The sequence below is a fragment of the Brevundimonas poindexterae genome, assembly GCF_020524625.1.
Classification (GTDB): domain Bacteria; phylum Pseudomonadota; class Alphaproteobacteria; order Caulobacterales; family Caulobacteraceae; genus Brevundimonas; species Brevundimonas poindexterae_A.
Window position 1 is genome coordinate 247084 of sequence record NZ_JAIVLL010000001.1, and the last position, 16931, is coordinate 264014.

The following is a 16931-nucleotide window of genomic DNA, read 5'->3' on the forward strand; positions in this document are numbered from 1 at the left end:
CCTAGCCGGTCGCGCCGCGCGCATCCAGCGCCGCCCGGATTTCAGCATGGCGCTTCTGGTCCAGCGGATAGCGCCACAGGGCGAAAGCTCCGATCGCAAGGCAAAGGGCCGGCAGGCCCGCGAACATGGCCTGAAGCCAGGCCAGGGCCGTCGCACTGTTCTGGCCCCCCAGCGCGGGATCGAAGCCGGTCATGCGCAGGCCGGCGAAGGTCATGACGGACACGGCGTATCCCAGCTTGGACGTGGCGGTCAGGATCGAGAACAGCAGGCCGGTGCGGTCCGCGCCTTCGTCCAGCCGGACCTGGTCGGCGACATCGGCCATCATGGCCCGCAGCAACAGGTCTCCCGAGGCAAAGGCCAATCCGACCAGAGCCACCATCAGCCCGGCGACCAGAACCTCGGCACTGCCGAGGCCGGCCGCTTCCGCCAGCGGCACGAGTACCGGTCCGGCAAAGCTGGCCAGCAGCAGGGTGACGGCGAAATAGACGCAGGCCAGCACCAGGGCCCCGTGCTTGCCCATCCGCACAGCCAGCGCGCTCCAGGCCGGTGCCCCGGCCAGACCGGCGACGAAATAGACCAGCAGCAGGATGGAGGTCTCGGCCCGCTCGAACCCGCGCACGGCCTCGAAGAAATAGAAGAACAGGGCGCCGACCACGCCGCGCGCGATACCCAGCATGAGGTCGGCGGTCAGAAGCCGCTGGAGCACCGGCAGTCGGAACAGCCGAAGATAGGCGAACCGGCTGGCCCGGTCGGGCGTCGGGCCATGCTTCGGCTCGGGCGTGAAGGCAAAGGTCACCGCAAGCGTCAGGGGCAGGGCCACGATGATGAACAGTCCCTGCCAGCGCACCGCGGCCGCATAGTCCCCCAGCCCGAGGTTCTGGACGAGGGCCGGGATCAGCAGCACGACCAGTACGCCGACGATGTTGGCGGTCTGCCACCAGCCGTAGATACGCGATCGCTGGTCGTAGTCGCTGGTCAGCGTCGAGGCCCAGCTGACCTGAGACAGCAGGCTGACCGAAAAGCCCAGCGACATAAGGACCAGCCAGACGGTCAGATAGGCGCCCCCGGCACCGGGCTTCACCATGAACAGCATGCCGACCGCCAGCATCAGCAGCGGGGCCGCCAATCCCATCCAGAGCCGATAGCGCCCGAACCGGCTGTGCGTACGGTCGATCACCATGCCCAGCGCCGGGTCAACGAAGATGTCGGCCAGCCGGATGACCAGAAAGATCACCCCGACCAGCGCCAGATCCACGCCGACGTGGCTGGCGTAGAACTCGGGCAGGGTCACATAGACGGGCAGGCCCAGCGCCGCATAGGGCAGGCACGCGGCCGAAAAGGCAGCCAGCGTCCGGTTGGGCAGGCGACGGGGCGGGGCGGCGGTCGACATGGGTATCCCCTTGATGACGGCACGAGTCGTCCGCCATCCCTGTCATAGCGCGAATTCACGCGACGCAACTGCCCCCTTGCCCTCGGGGCCCGGCTGGGGCTTGCTCGGGACCATGACGAGGTTCGCAATAGCGCTGGTGGTCCTGCTGGTTGGTCTGGCCAGTCCCGCCCTGGCGCAGGAAGACTGCAACGCGGCGCCCGGCTTTCGGGGGATCGCCGTGGTCAACGGCTATTCGGTCAAATGGCTGATGTGGCAGCCCTTCGATCAGACGGAACGCGGGTGGCTGACCTACCTGCCGCTGATCCAGAAGGAGATCGGCACACGCTGCGCGCCGGATTCGCCCGGTTTCGCCCAAGCCCTCGCCGCCTTCCAGAAACGCTACAATCGCGTTCCGAACGGCCTGTTCGACCGGGGCACCTTCCAGGTTTTCAAGGGGGTCTGGCAGGAACGCCGACCGTTCGTCATGGCCCGCGTGGCCGACATCTGCCCTGACCCCCCGCCCCAGAGCGAGCTCGGCTATCTCGATCCCGGCGAGGAGCACGCCGACCGGATGGTGCGGCTGCTGCAATACGATGTCTTGAACGCTTACCGCCTGATGGTTCGGGCGGCGCGGGCCGAGGTTCCGGAGATCGCCGACAACCCCGAGCTTCTCCAGATCTTCTCCAGCTATCGTGATCCCGACGCCGACGCTGCCCGGTGCGCGACCGAGCGGAACTGCGACGGCTTGCGGCGCGCCGCCTGCTCGCCGCACCGGACCGGAACGGCCATCGACCTCTATGTCGGTCACCTTGCGGGGCATGGCGTCGACTCAACCCGCTGGGCAAACCGCAGGCACCAGTCCCGCGGCCCGGCCTATCGCTGGCTGGTGGAAAATGCCGCCCGTTTTGGCTTTGTGCCCTATGCCTATGAGCCCTGGCACTGGGAGTGGACCGGCCCGACCACAGAAATCCTGAACTCCGAGCGGCTGGCGCCCTATCCCCATACCTCGCCGCTGGCGGGCGAATGATCCGCGCCCTTATGGACGGAGAGATCGACCTGGCCCGCTCGGTCTTCGGCGACGGGATCGACCTGGAGGCGGTTCGCTTGGTGCGGCTGCCGGCGTTTCTCAGGCGCGCGTTCGTCCCGGGCCGGTTCGCCGGTCGCAGCTGGATCTTCTGGCCGCCCACCAGCTGGGGCGAGGACCTGTCGCAGGGCCCCCTTCGCCGACGCGCCACCCTTGTCCATGAACTGGTGCATGTCTGGCAGGCCCAGCAGGGCATCAATCTCCTGATCGGCAAGCTCAGGGCAGGGGACGGGCCGAAGGCCTACGCCTATCGCTGCGACGCCGATGTCGCGTGGGACGGACTGAACATCGAGCAGCAGGCCTCGGTCGTCGAGCACCGCTACCTTCTGGCGCAGGGCGCAACCGTTCCGGGGTCCGACGCCTTCTATCAGCGGGTCTGCCCTTTCTGACTTTCTGGTCGGTGCCCCTTGACGGGGCGAGGGCATAGCCTATTTCGACACTGTTGCAGTTACATATCCGACTCAGGAGATTTCCCATGCCCAAGGTTCTGGTCCTCTATCATTCCACTTACGGCCACGTGGAGCGCATGGCCCAGGCCATTGCCGAGGGCGCGCGCGAGGTCGAAGGCGCGACCGTGGATATCAAGCGGGTCCCGGAACTGGTGCCCGAGGAGCTGGCGAAGAAGAGCGGCTACAAACTCGACCAGGAAGCCCCGATCGCCAAGGTCGAGGATCTGGCCGACTATGACGCCATCCTGATCGGGGCCGGCACGCGCTACGGCACGGCGGCCTCGCAAATGCGGAACTTCCTCGACCAGACCGGAGGCCTGTGGGCCAACGGCAAGCTGGCCAACAAGGTGGGCGGGGCCTTCACCTCGACCGCCACCCAGCACGGCGGCAATGAGATGACCCTCATCGGCCTGATCCAGACCATCATGCACCACGGCATGCTGGTGGTCGGCCTGCCCTACACCTGGCAGGGCCAGATGCGGATGGACGAGATCACCGGCGGCTCGCCCTATGGCGCAACCACGATCACCGGCGGCGACGGATCGCGCATGCCCAGCGACAACGAGCTCGAGGGCGCGCGCTTCCAGGGCCGGATCGCCGCGGAAACCGCGAAGAAGCTGTTCGGCTGACGATGGCGGTGCCCGCCCTCTTCTTCGGCCACGGGTCTCCCATGAACGCCCTGGGCGGCCCCTGGGCCGAGGGGTGGCGCCAGCTGGGGCAGGACCTCGGCAAGCCGCGCGGCGTGGTGATGGTTTCGGCCCATTGGGAGACCCGGGGGTTGGCCGTCACCGCCATGGCGAGGCCCGAAACCCTCCACGACTTTGGCGGTTTCCCGCCCGAACTGCATGCCTTTCAGTACCCCGCGCCCGGCTCTCCGGAGCTCGCGGCGCGGGTTGCCGACCTGACGGGCGCGACCCCCACGGACCAGTGGGGCCTCGACCACGGCACCTGGTCCGTGCTGGCCCATGTCTGGCCGGACGCGGACGTCCCGATCGTCCAGCTGTCGCTGGACCGGACGCTCGACGCGCAGGGTCACTATGATCTCGCCAAGGGCCTGAATGCCCTTCGGGACGAGGATATCGTCATCGCCGGGTCCGGCGACTTCGTGCACAATCTGCGGACATGGAAGCGCGCCGGCGGCGAGCCCTACGACTGGGCGCTGACGTTCAACGAGGCGGTCAAGGCCGCCCTGGTGGCCGGGGATCACGACCGCCTGATCCACTGGATGGACCTCGCGGACAACGCCACGCTCAGCGTGCCCACGGACGAGCATTTCCTGCCGCTGCTCTACGTGGCGGCCCAGGCCCGGCCTGACGATCCGGTCGCCTTTTTCAACGACCGGATCGAGGGCGGCTCGATCTCGATGACCGGGGTCCGGATCGGCTGATCAGCGCTTCTTCGCCAGCATGCCGTCGACGCTGAAGGCACCCGGGCCGGCGAAGAAGATGAACAGGAACACCCAGCAGTAGAGCGCCGCCAGTTCGCCGCCGTTCACCAGCGGATAGAGACCGCCCGTCGAAGCGTGGAACTGGAAATAGGCCACGGCCATCATGCCCGACAGAATGAAAGCGACCGGCCGGGTGAACAGGCCGAGCACGATCAGCGCCCCACCGACCAACTCCAGCACGCCGCCAATGCCCATCTGGCTCATCAGCTGAAACGGGCCCATGGCTTCTGCGGGAAACGAGAAGATCTTCTGCGCCCCGTGCTGCATGAACATGAGACCGGAAATGACCCGCAGCCCGGCAAGGGCCATCGGGCTGTGACGCTCAAGCGAATCGAACATGGTTTCAGCCTCCCTGAATTGTGCCGGGATACTGCAATAGCCAAGGTTCCAGATCAATCGCTGTTCGCGGGCCCTCAGGCCGCCTCGGCCTCACCCTCGACCATACGCTGGATGGCGACATAGTCGGTCTTTCCAGTGCCAAGGACGGGGACCTCACTGACCTTCATGATCCGCTTGGGCACGGCCAGATCCGGCGCGCCGTGGCTGCGCGCCCATTCGGTCAGGCGTGAGGCCTCGGCGTCGATCCGGTCGGTGACCAGCACCAGCTTTTCGCCCTTGCGGCTGTCGGGCACGGCTACGACGGCGTGGCGCGACTCGGGCCAGACCGCGCTGGCCAGCCCCTCGACCGCCGTCAGGCTGATCATCTCGCCGCCGACCTTGGCGAACCGCTTCACGCGGCCCAGGATGCTGACATAGCCGTCGGCGTCGATGTCGACGATGTCGCCGGTGTCGTGCCAGCCGTCCTTGAGGGGTTCCAGCCGCTCGGGATCATCCTCGGCGATATAGCCCGCCATGACATTGGGACCGCGCAGGTAGAGCCGGCCGCCCGTCTCGATGCCGGGAACCGGGTCCACCCGCCATTCCATGTCCGGCAGCATCTGGCCGACGGTGCCCGGCCGGTTGCGGTCCGGGTGATTGACCGCCACCACCGGCGCCGCTTCCGTCGCGCCATAGCCCTCGAGCAGCTTCAACCCGCCGAATTTGGTGTTGAACAGATGGTGCGTCTCATCCCGCACCCGCTCGGCGCCGGCGACCACGAACTGCAGGGTCGAGAAATCGTCCGGCCCGGCGACGCGGGCATACTGGTTCAGGAAGGTGTCGGTCGCGAACAGGATCGAGGCCTTCACCTCGGGCAGCAGTTCCACGATCTGCTTGGAGTGCAGGGGAGAGGGGTACTGGAACGCCTTCATCCCGGTCAGCAGCGGCAGCAGGACGCCGCCGGTCAGACCGAAGCAGTGGAAGGTCGGCAGCGGGTTGAACATCACCCAGTCCGGGTCGAGGTCGATGTGGGTCGCGACCTGGCGGACGTTCGAGACCATGTTCGACTGGCTCAGCATCACGCCCTTGGGGCTTCCGAAGCTGCCGGAGGTGAACAGGATCACGCCTGCATCCGACGGGCGCGTCTCGACGCGGAACTGTTTGGGGAAAAAGCCGGCCATCAGGCCGAACAGCTTGTCGGGCAGGCCGATCGACTTGCGGATGTCGTCCAGCCAGACGATTTCGGCCACCTGTTCCAGGCTGGTGACGAGGTCCTCCAGCTTGGCCTGGCTTGTGAAGCGCCGGGCCGACAGGATTTTCTTGACGCCCGCGGCGCGGACCGCCGCCTTCAGGTTCAGTTCGCCCGAAGTGAAGTTGAGCATGACCGGTACCCGGCCCATGGCGTGCAGGCCATAGAAGGTCACGACCACGCCCGAGCTGGAGGGCAGCAGGATGGCCACGCGCTCGCCCGGCTCGGTCAGGGCGGCGATCTTGCGGCCCAGAACCATGGCCGCTCGGATCAGGCCCGTATAGGTCAGGGGATTGCGGTCCTGGTCCTCGAGAATCGGCTTGTCGCCATATTTTTCGCGCGCCGCGATCAGGGCGTCGAAAATAGTCTCCTGCGCGGCCTTGGCGTGCATGTCAGCCGACAAACGCATCCTCCCTGCGAGGGGTCTGCGCCCCTCCTTGATAATCGGGGCAAACTAGAGAGCAGAACGCCGGTTGAAAAGATAAGTTACACGGCGTGAGGGGCCGTGCGACGCCCACACGGCTTGCCATCCGGTTCCCGAAGGCCGACATAGCGGCTTCCGAGCCCTCCCGCCGCCCGCAATTGTCCGACGCCATGGTCACCCTGATCGATACCCTGCAGCGGTCCTCCGCCGAGCTGCGCCACCCGGAAAAGCGCAACCGGCCGGAATCGCCTGTGCTGCGCAAGCCGGACTGGCTGCGGGTCAAGGCACCCGGGTCGGGCCAGTACAATGCGACCAAGTCCATCGTGAAGGACAAGGGCCTCGTCACCGTCTGCGAAGAGGCGGCCTGCCCCAATATCGGCGAGTGCTGGAGCCAGAAGCACGCCACCCTGATGATCATGGGCGACACCTGCACGCGGGCCTGTGCCTTCTGCAATGTGAAGACGGGACTGCCCCAGCCGCTCGACCCCGAGGAACCGGCCAAGGTCGGCCTGGCCGTGGCCCAGCTCGGCCTGAATCACGTCGTCATCACCTCGGTCGACCGGGATGATGTCGCTGACGGGGGCGCCGCCCACTTTGCCGAGGTGGTGCGCCAGATCCGCCTGCAGGCCCCGACCACGACGATCGAAATCCTGACGCCCGACTTCCTGCGCAAGGACGGGGCGGCCGAAGTGATGATCGACGCGAAGCCGGACGTCTTCAACCACAACCTGGAGACCGTGCCGCGCCTGTATCTGAAGATCCGGCCCGGCGCCCGCTACTTCCACTCCCTGCGCCTGCTGCAACAGGTGAAGGAACGCGACCCGAACCAGTTCACCAAGTCCGGCATCATGGTCGGACTGGGCGAGACCAAGGAAGAGGTCATGCAGGTCATGGACGACATGCGCTCGGCCGGCGTCGACTTCATCACCATCGGCCAGTACCTCCAGCCGACCCGCAAACACGCGGCCATCGACCGGTTCGTGACGCCGGACGAGTTCAAGTCCTATGAGGCCATCGCGCGGGCCAAGGGCTTCCTGATGGTGTCGGCCTCGCCCCTGACCCGCAGCTCGCACCATGCGGGAGACGACTTCGCCCGGCTGAAGGCCGCACGTCTGGCGCAGACGGGGCGCTAGTCGCGACTTGGCCGTCCATACCCTGACCCGAATCCTGCCCTATGCGCCGGACCAGCTGGCCGCGCTGGTGGCGGATGTGCGCGCCTATCCGGACTTCGTGCCCTGGGTGACCTCCATGCGGGTCTGGAACGAGCGGGAGGAGACCGAGGGCGTCAGCCTGCTGGATGCCGAGGCCGGCGTGGGCTTTGCCTTCCTCAAGGAGCGCTTCTCCACCTGGGTCCGGCATGACCGCAATGCACCGAAGGTCGAGGTCGGCCTGATCCGCGGGCCGTTCAAGCACCTGAAGAATCGCTGGGCGTTCTTTCCCCATCCGGACGGCACCCGGCTGGAGTTCATGATCGACTTCGCCTTTCGCTCTCCCATCCTCGACGCCATGCTCAGGGCCAATTTTGACCGCGCCGTCGACAGCCTGATCCGCAAGTTCGAGGCCGAAGCCGCCCGCCGCTACGGCCAGCCATGACCTTCGACTTTGACGCTGTGGTCGTGGGAGCAGGCGCGGTCGGCCTGGCCTGCGGCTACGCGCTCAGCCAGCGGGGCCGGACGGTGCTGGTTCTCGAAAAGGAAGCCCACATCGGTCAGGGCGTGTCCTCGCGGAACAGCGAGGTCATCCACGGCGGGCTCTACTATCCGACGGGCTCGCTGAAGGCGCAGGCCTGCGTCGAGGGGCGGCGGCGCCTGTACGCCTTCCTCGACAGCCACAAGGTCGACTACTGGAAATGCGGCAAGCTGGTCGTGGCGACCGAGGCGGCCGAGGTCCCGCGGATCGAGGCGATCTTCGAACAGGCCACCATCAACGGCGTCGAAGGCCTGGAGCATCTGACCGGCGAGCAGGCCCGGGCGCTCGAGCCCGCGCTGAACGCCCATGCCGCCATCCTGTCCCCTGAGAGCGGCGTATTCGACAGCCACGGCTATATGTCGGCTCTGGAGGGAGAGATCACCGCGGCCGGGGGTGCGGTCGTCATCTCCGCTCCGTTCGAAGGCGCCGAGCCACTTCCGGACGGCGGCTTTTCGGTGCGGGTGGGCGGGGAGGGGGCCATGACCGTTACGACCCGCCAACTGGTCACCGCGCCGGGCTTGTCGGCCCAGTCGGTTGCCGGGGCCATCGAAGGCTACCCTGCTGACCGGATTCCCGAGGGCCACTATGGCAAGGGCATCTACTTCCGCCTGACCGGACCGGCCCCGTTCAACCGCCTGATCTATCCGCCGCCGATCAAGGGCGCGCTGGGAACCCACTATCGAAAGGATCTGGGCGGGCAGGGGGTGTTCGGGCCGGATCTCGCCTTTGTCGAGGCCGAGGACTACTCCGTAGATCCGGACAAGCGCGACACCTTTGCTCATTATATCCGTCGCTTCTGGCCAGATGTGGATGCTGAACGTCTGGTTCCTGACTATGCCGGCATCCGGCCGAAACTGCACGGCCCCGGCGAGGAACAGCCTGACTTCCAGATCCACGGCGCCGAGGTCCACGGCCTCGAAGGCCTGGTTGCCCTGTTCGGCATCGAGAGCCCGGGCCTGACCAGTTCGCTGGCGCTGGGCGAAATCGTCGCGGACCGGCTCAATGGCTGAGTTCCGCCCCGCCACCCCGGCAGATCTGGAACCTCTCCACGCTCTGGTGCATGCCGCCTACCGCGGCGACAGCGCCCGACGCGGCTGGACGCATGAGGCCGACCTGCTGGACGGCAACCGGATCGACCGGGACTCGCTGCTGGCCGCCCTGTCGGCCCCGGATCAGGTCGTACTGGTCGCCGACTCCGACGCGGGCCTGACCGGCTGCGTGCATGTCACCGACCGGGGTGAGGGGCTCGCCTATCTCGGCATGCTGACCGTCGACCCCACCCTCCAGGCCCAGGGCACGGGCCGTCGGCTGATCGCTGCGGCAGAGGCCCATGCCTTCCGGCATTTCGGGGCCCGGCGGATGGAAATGACGGTTATCGTCCACCGGCATGAGCTGATCGCCTGGTACGAGCGGAGGGGCTATCGGCGCACGGGCGAGACCCGGCCCTTTCCCGCCACGGACCCTCGCTTCGGCCTGCCCCGGCGCGATGATCTGGCCTTCACCGTGCTGGAAAAGGCGCTCGACCGCGTCGTCACCCACCGCCTGACGCTTCGCCCCGCGCGCCCCGACGACTTGGAGGCGCTCCACGCCGTCTTCACGCGCCCGGAGGCCATGACCTGGTGGTCGTCGCCCCCGCACGAGACGCTACAGGAGACGCGTGACTGGCTGGACAGCATGATCGCCCACCAGCACTCCGGTCTCGACTTCCTGATCGAGCGGGACGGCCAGGTGATCGGCAAGGCGGGTTTCTGGAAGGCACCGGACATCGGCTACATCCTGCACCCGGACCATTGGGGGCAGGGCGTCGCCCGAGAGGCCGCGACCGCCGTGCTCACCCGGCTGTTCGCCCTGACCGACCATGACGAGGCGACGGCGGACGTCGATCCGGAGAACCGCGCCTCGATTCGCCTGCTTGAGACCCTGGGCTTTCGAAAGACCGGCTTTGCCGAGCGAACCTGGCATGTCGGCGGCGAGTGGAAGGACAGCCTCTACTACGCCGTTTCGCGCGCAGACTGGCAGGCGCGCCCGGGCGCTTGAACTCTGCGGCGTGTTGAGGCATAAGCCGCCCTCCGCTGGCGGCTCTTCTGGGCCGCCGCAACTGTTTTCGCGCCCGATCGGGTGCCCCTAACCGAGAATTGAGACGGAAATGGCCGTTCCGAAGCGCAAAGTATCCCCCTCGCGTCGCAACATGCGTCGCGCCCACGATTCGCTGGGCACCAATGCCTATGTCGAGGACAAGGACACGGGCGAGCTGAAGCGTCCCCACCACATCGACCTGAAGACCGGCACCTATCGCGGTCGTCAGGTGCTGACGCCCAGCGAAGACTAGGGTCTTCCTCGCCGCCCCTCGCGGGGGACGGGCAGATATGCGATTCAAGCGCCGTCCGGGCACCGGGCGGCGCTTTCTGCGTTCCGGTCTGAGCCCACAAGGAGTTCCCCCATGCGTCATCCCCTCCGCAACATCCTCGGCACTGTCGGTGTCGTCGCCCTCATGGCGGCCTGTAGCCCGGAGACCGAGACCCCGACCGAACCGACCGCACCGCCCGCCGCGACCGATCCCACCGTCGGCGACACCACGGCCGTCAGCCTGACGGGCGAGGGCTGGGGCCCGCTGCGCATCGGCATGACCCGGGCCGAAGTCGTCGAGGCGCTGGGCGAGGATGCCAATCCGGACGCCGTCGGCGGGCCCGATCCCGAATCCTGTGACCAGTTCCGCCCCGAGCGCGCACCCGAGGGCATGCTGCTGATGGTGGAAAACGGGATGCTGACCCGGATTTCGATTTCGGAGCCCTCGGACCTGATGACCGACAAGGGCCTGCGTGTCGGAGACACCGCCGAGCGCGTGAAGGGCGCCTATGGCGATCAGGCGCAGGTCACCCCGCACAAGTATCAGGACGCCCCCGCCGAATACGTCACGGTCTGGAGCCGGGGTGGCGGCGAGGAGTATGTCCAGGACACGCAGGCGCGCGGCATTGTCTATGAGATCAGCCGCGACGGCACCGTCATGGCCATCCACGCCGGTGGCCCCTCGATCCAGTATGTCGAGGGCTGTGCCTGAGGCTGATTGGCGTTTGGTCGGGGCTGCGCTAAACCCCGCGACCTGATCCTTTCGCAGCCCCGAGCCGAACGCCATGACCGACATCGCCGACATCACCGCCCGCCAGATCCTCGACAGCCGGGGCAATCCGACGGTTGAGGTGGATGTGACTCTCGAGGACGGTGCGTTCGGTCGGGCCGCTGTGCCCTCGGGGGCCTCGACCGGCGCCCACGAGGCTGTTGAACTGCGCGATGGCGACAAGTCGCTGTGGGGTGGCAAGGGCGTGATGAAGGCGGTCGATGCCGTCAACGGCGAAATCTTCGACGCCCTGAGCGGCATGGACGCCGAGGATCAGCGGCGCATCGACGAAACCCTGATCGGCCTGGACGGCACGGCGAACAAGGGCCGTCTGGGCGCCAATGCCATTCTGGGAGTCAGCCTGGCCTGCGCCAAGGCCAGCGCCATTTCGGCGGGCCTGCCGCTGCACCGCTATGTGGGCGGGGTGACCGCCCGCATTCTGCCGACCCCGATGATGAACATCATCAACGGCGGGGCGCATGCCGACAATCCGATCGACATCCAGGAATTCATGATCCTGCCGACGGGCGCCGAGAGCTTCTCGGAAGGCCTGCGCATGGGCACCGAAATCTTCCATGCGCTGAAGAAGGCGCTGAAGGATGCCGGCCACAACACCAACGTCGGCGACGAGGGCGGCTTTGCCCCCAATCTGGCGTCGGCCGAAGCGGCGCTGGAGTTCATTACCAGGGCCGGGCAAGCCGCCGGCTATCTGGCAGGTGAAGATTTCCACCTCGGGCTCGACGTCGCCTCGACGGAGTTCTTCAAGGACGGCAAGTATCACCTTGAAGGCGAAGGCAAGACGCTCGATTCGGACGGCATGGTCTCGTACCTCGCGGACCTGTGCGAACGCTTCCCGATCGTCTCGATCGAGGATGGCTGCGGCGAGGACGACTTCGACGGCTGGAAGCTGCTGACGGACCGTCTGGGCGACAAGGTGCAACTGGTCGGCGACGACCTGTTCGTGACCAACCCCGTGCGTCTGGCCGCCGGCATCGGCGAGGGTCTGGCCAACTCGATCCTGATCAAGGTCAATCAGATCGGCACGCTTTCCGAGACCCTGGATGCGGTCGATATGGCCCACCGTGCCGGCTACACCGCCGTCATGAGCCACCGCTCGGGCGAGACCGAGGATTCGACCATCGCCGATCTGGCTGTGGCCACCAACTGCGGGCAGATCAAGACCGGCTCGCTGGCGCGGTCGGACCGCACGGCCAAATACAACCAGCTGCTCCGCATCGAGGAGATGCTGGGCGACCAGGGCGTCTATTTCGGCGACGGCATGCTGCTGAAATAGGCGGCACCCGCCGCTGAAATCCTACGGCCAAGCTACGGTTCGTTAGGCATTTTCGTGCAGGTTCTGACAACCGTTTTTCACGCTCAGAAGGAGCGTTGTCAGTGCCTGAATGGATGAAACCCTACCTTCCGTCCGCAGTCCTCGCGTTGAGCGTGCTCTATCTGGGCGTGCAGGCCCTGACCGGGCAATACGGACTGCTGACCGGAGACGAGCGCGCCGCCACCCTGGCCAAACGCGAGGCGGCTGCTGAACGTCTGGCCGCCGAGCGGCAGGATCTGGAACTGCGTGTCCGCTATCTGCAGACCAACCACCTGTCCCGCGACCTTCTGGAAGAGCGGGCCCGGGTGCTGCTCGGCTATGCCGACCCGGCCGATCACGTGATCCGGGTCAGCCTGCCTGCGCCCGCGGCAGACCGGTCTTCTCCTGCCCTCTAAACTAATGTTACAGCCCGGACGGGCCGCTTTGCGTTTTCGGAACGAAGGCTGCTAAAGCCGCTTTCGTAATGACAGGCCGCGCGCAGGTGCGACGGGCCGCAAAGCCGGGAGGCCCGGATGGCGAAAGCCGCCGCACAGAAATCCACATCGACCAAGCGGTCCAATGGTCCGGCCGCGACCAAGGAAGACCTGCTGCGCTACTATCGCGAGATGGTGCTCATCCGCCGCTTCGAGGAGCGCGCGGGCCAGTTGTACGGCATGGGCCTGATCGGCGGCTTCTGCCACCTGTACATCGGGCAGGAAGCTGTGGCGGTCGGCGTTCAGGAGAGCGTCAAGCAGGGCCACGACAAGATCATCACGGGCTACCGCGACCACGGGCATATGCTGGCCGCCGGCATGGACCCCAAGGAAGTCATGGCCGAGTTGACCGGTCGCATTGGCGGCTCGTCCAAGGGCAAGGGCGGCTCGATGCACATGTTCGACGTGCCGACCGGCTTCTATGGCGGTCACGGCATCGTCGGCGCCCAGGTCGCATTGGGCACGGGTCTGGCCTTCTCGGGCCGCTACCGGGGCGATGACTCGGTCGCCTTCGTCTATTTCGGCGATGGCGCGGCCAACCAGGGGCAGGTCTACGAAAGCTTCAACATGGCCCAGCTGTGGAAGCTGCCGGCCATCTACATCATCGAGAACAATCAGTACGCCATGGGCACGAGCATCGAGCGCTCGTCGTCGACGACCGATCTCAGCCAGCGCGGCGCCAGCTTCGGCATCCCGGGCGAGCAGGTCGACGGCATGGACGTCATCGCCGTGCGCGACGCCGTGGCAAAGGCGGTGAAGCGGGCGCGCGACGGGGAGGGGCCCTATATCCTTGAGGTGAAGACCTATCGCTACCGCGGCCACTCCATGTCGGATCCGGCCAAATATCGTTCGAAGGAAGAGGTCGACACTGTCAAGACGACCCGTGATCCGATCGAGCATGTGAAGAAGCTGCTGGCCGAGGCCAAGGCGACCGAGGACGAGATCAAGGCCATCGATGCCGAGATCAAGAGCATCGTCGCGGAGGCCGTCCAGTTCGCCCAGGAAAGCCCCGAGCCGGATCCCTCCGAGCTCTACACTGACGTCTACGTGGAGGCCTGAACGTGACCGACATTCTGATGCCGGCGCTCTCGCCCACCATGGAAGAGGGCACGCTGACCAAATGGCACATCAAGGCGGGAGACACCGTCTCTGCCGGCCAGGTGATCGCCGAGATCGAGACGGACAAGGCGACCATGGAGGTCGAGGCCGTCGATGAGGGCGAAGTTTTGGAAATCCTCGTGGCCGAAGGCTCCGAGGGCGTGAAGGTCAACACCCCCATCGCCCGCCTGTCGGGCGACGATGGCGCGGCAGCCCCCGCTCCCGAAGCGCCCAAGGCGGAGGCGAAGGCCGAGGACGGGTCCGGCGCGGAAGGCGCGCCTGCCGATGCGCCGGTCAAGCCGAAGACCGAGCTGAAGGACCCCGAAATCCCGTCCGATGCCAAGCTGGTCAAGACCACCATCCGCGACGCCCTGCGCGACGCCATGGCCGAGGAAATGCGTCGCGACGAGAACGTCTTTCTGATCGGGGAAGAGGTCGCCCAGTACCAGGGCGCCTACAAGGTCAGCCGCGAGCTGCTGCAGGAGTTTGGTGACAAGCGCGTCGTCGATACCCCGATCACCGAGCACGGCTTTGCCGGTCTGGGCGTCGGCGCCGCCATGGCGGGGCTGAAGCCGATCGTCGAGTTCATGACGTTCAACTTCGCCATGCAGGCCATCGACCACATCATCAACTCGGCCGCCAAGACCCTCTACATGTCGGGCGGCCAGATCCGGGCGCCCATCGTGTTCCGCGGACCCAACGGTGCCGCCAGCCGCGTCGCCGCCCAGCACAGCCAGGACTATTCGGCCTGGTACGCCCAGGTTCCAGGCCTCAAGGTCATCGCCCCCTATGACGCAGCCGACGCCAAGGGCTTGCTGAAGGCCGCCATCCGCGATCCGAACCCCGTCGTCTTCCTCGAGCACGAGATGATGTACGGCCTCGAGTTCGATGTGCCGGAGGTGGACGACTACGTCCTGCCGATCGGCAAGGCCAAGGTCCGCCGCGAAGGCACCGACGTCACCATCACTGCCCACAGCCGCATGGTCGGCTTCGCCCTGCAGGCCGCCGAGAAGCTGGCGGAAGAGGGGATCGAGGCCGAGGTCATCGACCTGCGCACCCTGCGACCGCTGGACCACGAGACCATCGTGGAGAGCGTGAAGAAGACCAACCGTCTGGTCTCGGCCGAGGAAGGCTGGGGCCCCATGGGCGTCGGCGCCGAGGTCGTGGCTCGCGTGATCGAGCACGCCTTCGACTATCTGGATGCGCCGCCGTTGCGCGTGCATCAGGAAGATGTGCCGCTGCCCTATGCCGCCAACCTGGAAGCCCTGTCGCTGCCCGGCGTCGACAAGATCATCGAGGCGGTGAAGGCGGTGACCGCATGACCCAGGAGCCGACCCAGTTCCAGCTGACGACGCCGGAAAGTGTCGCCTCCGATCCGAACGCCGTCGAACTGACGCGTATGTGGTGGTCGAAGGGCGAGCCGGTCATGTCGGTCAAGCCGGCCTTCACCGACCCCCGCCAGTATGGCCACATGCTGGCTCTGGCGGCGAAACACATGGCCCACGGCTATGCCGTTCGTCACGGCCACGACGAGCGCCAGGCCTATAATCTGATCCTCGAGGGCTTCTCGGAAATCCTGAAGCGCAACGACGTCCAGACCGTCGTCGAGAAGGAGTGAGCGTCGCATGACCGACATTCTGATGCCGGCCCTGTCTCCGACGATGGAAGAGGGCGTACTGGCCAAATGGCACATCAAGGTCGGCGACACGGTCTCGGCCGGTGATGTCATCGCCGAGATCGAGACCGACAAGGCGACCATGGAGGTCGAGGCCGTCGATGAAGGCGAAGTGCTTGAGATTCTGGTCGAGGCCGGCACCGAGGGGGTGAAGGTCAACACTCCCATCGCCCGCCTGGCCGGAGACGACGTGGCGCCCGCGCCGAAGAAGGCCGAGGCAGCCAAACCCGAGGCCGAGGCCAAACCGGAACCGAAAGCCGAGAAGGCCGAGGCCCCCAAGGCCCCTCCGGCTCCGGCGAAGGACGGCGAGCGGATCTTTGCCTCGCCGCTGGCCCGCCGCATCGCCGCGCAGAACGGCGTCGACCTGAAGTCGGTCAAGGGCACGGGCCCGCACGGCCGCATCGTCAAGCGCGACGTCGAAGGCATGAAGGGCGGCACCGCGTCGGCCTCCGCCGCCCCGGCGAAGGGCGAACCGCGTCAGGTGCTGTCGCTGGAGCAACAGGGCATCGCCCCCGGCAGCTACGACCTCGTCCCGCTGGACGGCATGCGCAAGGCCATCGCGCGCCGCCTGACCGACAGCTTCCGCGACGTGCCGCACTTCCCGCTGACCATCGACTGCGAGATCGACGGCCTGCTGGCGGCCCGCGCCCAGGTCAACGCCCTGCTGGAACCGCAGGGGGTCAAGGTGTCGGTGAACGACTTCATCATGAAGGCGGTCGCCATGGCCCTGAAGGCCGTGCCTGAAGCCAACGCCAGCTACACGCCCGAAGGCATCGCCATGCACCATCATGCCGATGTCGCCATGGCCGTGGCCATCGACGGCGGCCTGATCACCCCGATCATCCGCAAGGCTGAAACCAAGTCGCTGGCCGAGATCGCCACTGAGTCCAAGGACCTGGCCAGGCGTGCCCGCGACCGCAAGCTCAAGCCCGAGGAGTTCCAGGGCGGCACCTTCTCGGTCTCGAACCTCGGCATGTTCGGCATCAAGTCGTTCGCCTCGATCATCAACGAGCCCCAGGGCGCGATCATGAGCGTGGGGGCAGGGGAGAAGCGTCCCGTCGTGCGCGGCGACAGCCTGGCGGTCGCGACCGTCATGACCGTCACCCTGACCTGCGATCACCGCGTGGTTGACGGTGCCGTCGGTGCCCGCTTCCTGCAGGCCTTCAAGCCGATGATCGAAAACCCCGTGACGATGCTGGCGTAAGGAC

General features: G+C 66.6%; 19 protein-coding genes. 16 read left to right on the forward strand and 3 right to left on the reverse strand.

Annotation, left to right across the window (positions count from 1 at the left end; translation table 11 throughout):
- Position 1: 1 nt before the first annotated feature.
- Positions 2 to 1390, reverse strand: coding sequence for an MFS transporter (locus tag LC068_RS01285; RefSeq protein ID WP_226633861.1), 1389 nt, complete (start codon positions 1388 to 1390; stop codon positions 2 to 4).
- A 112-nt stretch (positions 1391 to 1502) separates the two neighbouring features.
- On the opposite strand from LC068_RS01285, the gene LC068_RS01290 reads away from it, so the two are divergent.
- The 4 genes from LC068_RS01290 to ygiD all read left to right on the forward strand — a co-directional run bounded on the left by LC068_RS01290 (position 1503) and on the right by ygiD (position 4289).
- Positions 1503 to 2396 carry a D-alanyl-D-alanine carboxypeptidase family protein gene (locus LC068_RS01290; RefSeq protein WP_226633864.1) on the forward strand — a complete coding sequence of 298 codons (894 nt, stop codon included), beginning with the start codon at positions 1503 to 1505 and terminating at the stop codon, positions 2394 to 2396.
- Positions 2393 to 2842 carry a hypothetical protein gene (locus LC068_RS01295; protein WP_226633867.1) on the forward strand — a complete coding sequence of 150 codons (450 nt, stop codon included), beginning with the start codon at positions 2393 to 2395 and terminating at the stop codon, positions 2840 to 2842. Before LC068_RS01290 ends, LC068_RS01295 begins: the two co-directional genes overlap by 4 nt.
- A gap of 86 nt (positions 2843 to 2928) precedes the next feature.
- Entirely contained in the window at positions 2929 to 3531 is a 603-nt protein-coding gene (gene wrbA, locus LC068_RS01300) for an NAD(P)H:quinone oxidoreductase (RefSeq protein WP_226633869.1), read from the forward strand.
- Positions 3532 to 3533: 2 nt separating this feature from the next.
- A complete protein-coding gene (ygiD, locus tag LC068_RS01305) occupies positions 3534 to 4289 on the forward strand; it encodes a 4,5-DOPA-extradiol-dioxygenase (protein WP_226633871.1) in 756 nt (251 codons plus the stop codon).
- Here the strand turns inward: ygiD and LC068_RS01310 are convergent, their stop codons facing one another.
- Complete coding sequence (locus tag LC068_RS01310) at positions 4290 to 4688, reverse strand: DoxX family protein (RefSeq protein ID WP_226633873.1); 399 nt, start codon at positions 4686 to 4688, stop codon at positions 4290 to 4292.
- Positions 4689 to 4762: 74 nt separating this feature from the next.
- Positions 4763 to 6307, reverse strand: a complete 1545-nt coding sequence (locus tag LC068_RS01315) for an AMP-binding protein (protein ID WP_404825192.1) — start codon at positions 6305 to 6307, stop codon at positions 4763 to 4765.
- A gap of 191 nt (positions 6308 to 6498) precedes the next feature.
- Between LC068_RS01315 and lipA the strand changes: the two genes are divergently transcribed.
- The 12 genes from lipA (at position 6499) to LC068_RS01380 (ending at position 16927) form a co-directional block, all read left to right on the forward strand.
- Positions 6499 to 7473: a lipoyl synthase gene (gene lipA, locus LC068_RS01320; RefSeq protein WP_226633877.1), complete on the forward strand. Its 975-nt coding sequence runs from the start codon at positions 6499 to 6501 to the stop codon at positions 7471 to 7473.
- A gap of 7 nt (positions 7474 to 7480) precedes the next feature.
- On the forward strand, positions 7481 to 7933 hold the full coding sequence (locus LC068_RS01325) for a type II toxin-antitoxin system RatA family toxin (RefSeq protein WP_226633879.1): 453 nt from the start codon (positions 7481 to 7483) through the stop codon (positions 7931 to 7933).
- Positions 7930 to 9039, forward strand: a complete 1110-nt coding sequence (locus LC068_RS01330; protein WP_226633881.1) for an NAD(P)/FAD-dependent oxidoreductase — start codon at positions 7930 to 7932, stop codon at positions 9037 to 9039. The genes LC068_RS01325 and LC068_RS01330 overlap by 4 nt, the downstream gene beginning before the upstream one ends.
- On the forward strand, positions 9032 to 10066 hold the full coding sequence (locus LC068_RS13855) for a GNAT family N-acetyltransferase (RefSeq protein ID WP_319002470.1): 1035 nt from the start codon (positions 9032 to 9034) through the stop codon (positions 10064 to 10066). Before LC068_RS01330 ends, LC068_RS13855 begins: the two co-directional genes overlap by 8 nt.
- A 109-nt stretch (positions 10067 to 10175) precedes the next feature.
- Entirely contained in the window at positions 10176 to 10358 is a 183-nt protein-coding gene (gene rpmF, locus LC068_RS01345; protein ID WP_209117699.1) for a 50S ribosomal protein L32, read from the forward strand.
- 111 nt (positions 10359 to 10469) lie between these two features.
- Positions 10470 to 11087 carry a hypothetical protein gene (locus LC068_RS01350; protein WP_226633883.1) on the forward strand — a complete coding sequence of 206 codons (618 nt, stop codon included), beginning with the start codon at positions 10470 to 10472 and terminating at the stop codon, positions 11085 to 11087.
- Between the two features lie 73 nt (positions 11088 to 11160).
- Positions 11161 to 12438 carry a phosphopyruvate hydratase gene (gene eno, locus LC068_RS01355; protein WP_226633885.1) on the forward strand — a complete coding sequence of 426 codons (1278 nt, stop codon included), beginning with the start codon at positions 11161 to 11163 and terminating at the stop codon, positions 12436 to 12438.
- A gap of 113 nt (positions 12439 to 12551) precedes the next feature.
- Entirely contained in the window at positions 12552 to 12872 is a 321-nt protein-coding gene (locus tag LC068_RS01360; protein ID WP_209117693.1) for an FtsB family cell division protein, read from the forward strand.
- A gap of 117 nt (positions 12873 to 12989) precedes the next feature.
- On the forward strand, positions 12990 to 14009 hold the full coding sequence (gene pdhA / locus LC068_RS01365; protein ID WP_226633887.1) for a pyruvate dehydrogenase (acetyl-transferring) E1 component subunit alpha: 1020 nt from the start codon (positions 12990 to 12992) through the stop codon (positions 14007 to 14009).
- A 2-nt stretch (positions 14010 to 14011) separates the two neighbouring features.
- Positions 14012 to 15370, forward strand: coding sequence for a pyruvate dehydrogenase complex E1 component subunit beta (locus LC068_RS01370; RefSeq protein ID WP_226633889.1), 1359 nt, complete (start codon positions 14012 to 14014; stop codon positions 15368 to 15370).
- Positions 15367 to 15666 carry a DUF5076 domain-containing protein gene (locus LC068_RS01375; RefSeq protein ID WP_226633891.1) on the forward strand — a complete coding sequence of 100 codons (300 nt, stop codon included), beginning with the start codon at positions 15367 to 15369 and terminating at the stop codon, positions 15664 to 15666. The genes LC068_RS01370 and LC068_RS01375 overlap by 4 nt, the downstream gene beginning before the upstream one ends.
- A 7-nt stretch (positions 15667 to 15673) precedes the next feature.
- On the forward strand, positions 15674 to 16927 hold the full coding sequence (locus tag LC068_RS01380) for a pyruvate dehydrogenase complex dihydrolipoamide acetyltransferase (protein WP_226633893.1): 1254 nt from the start codon (positions 15674 to 15676) through the stop codon (positions 16925 to 16927).
- Positions 16928 to 16931 lie beyond the last annotated feature (4 nt).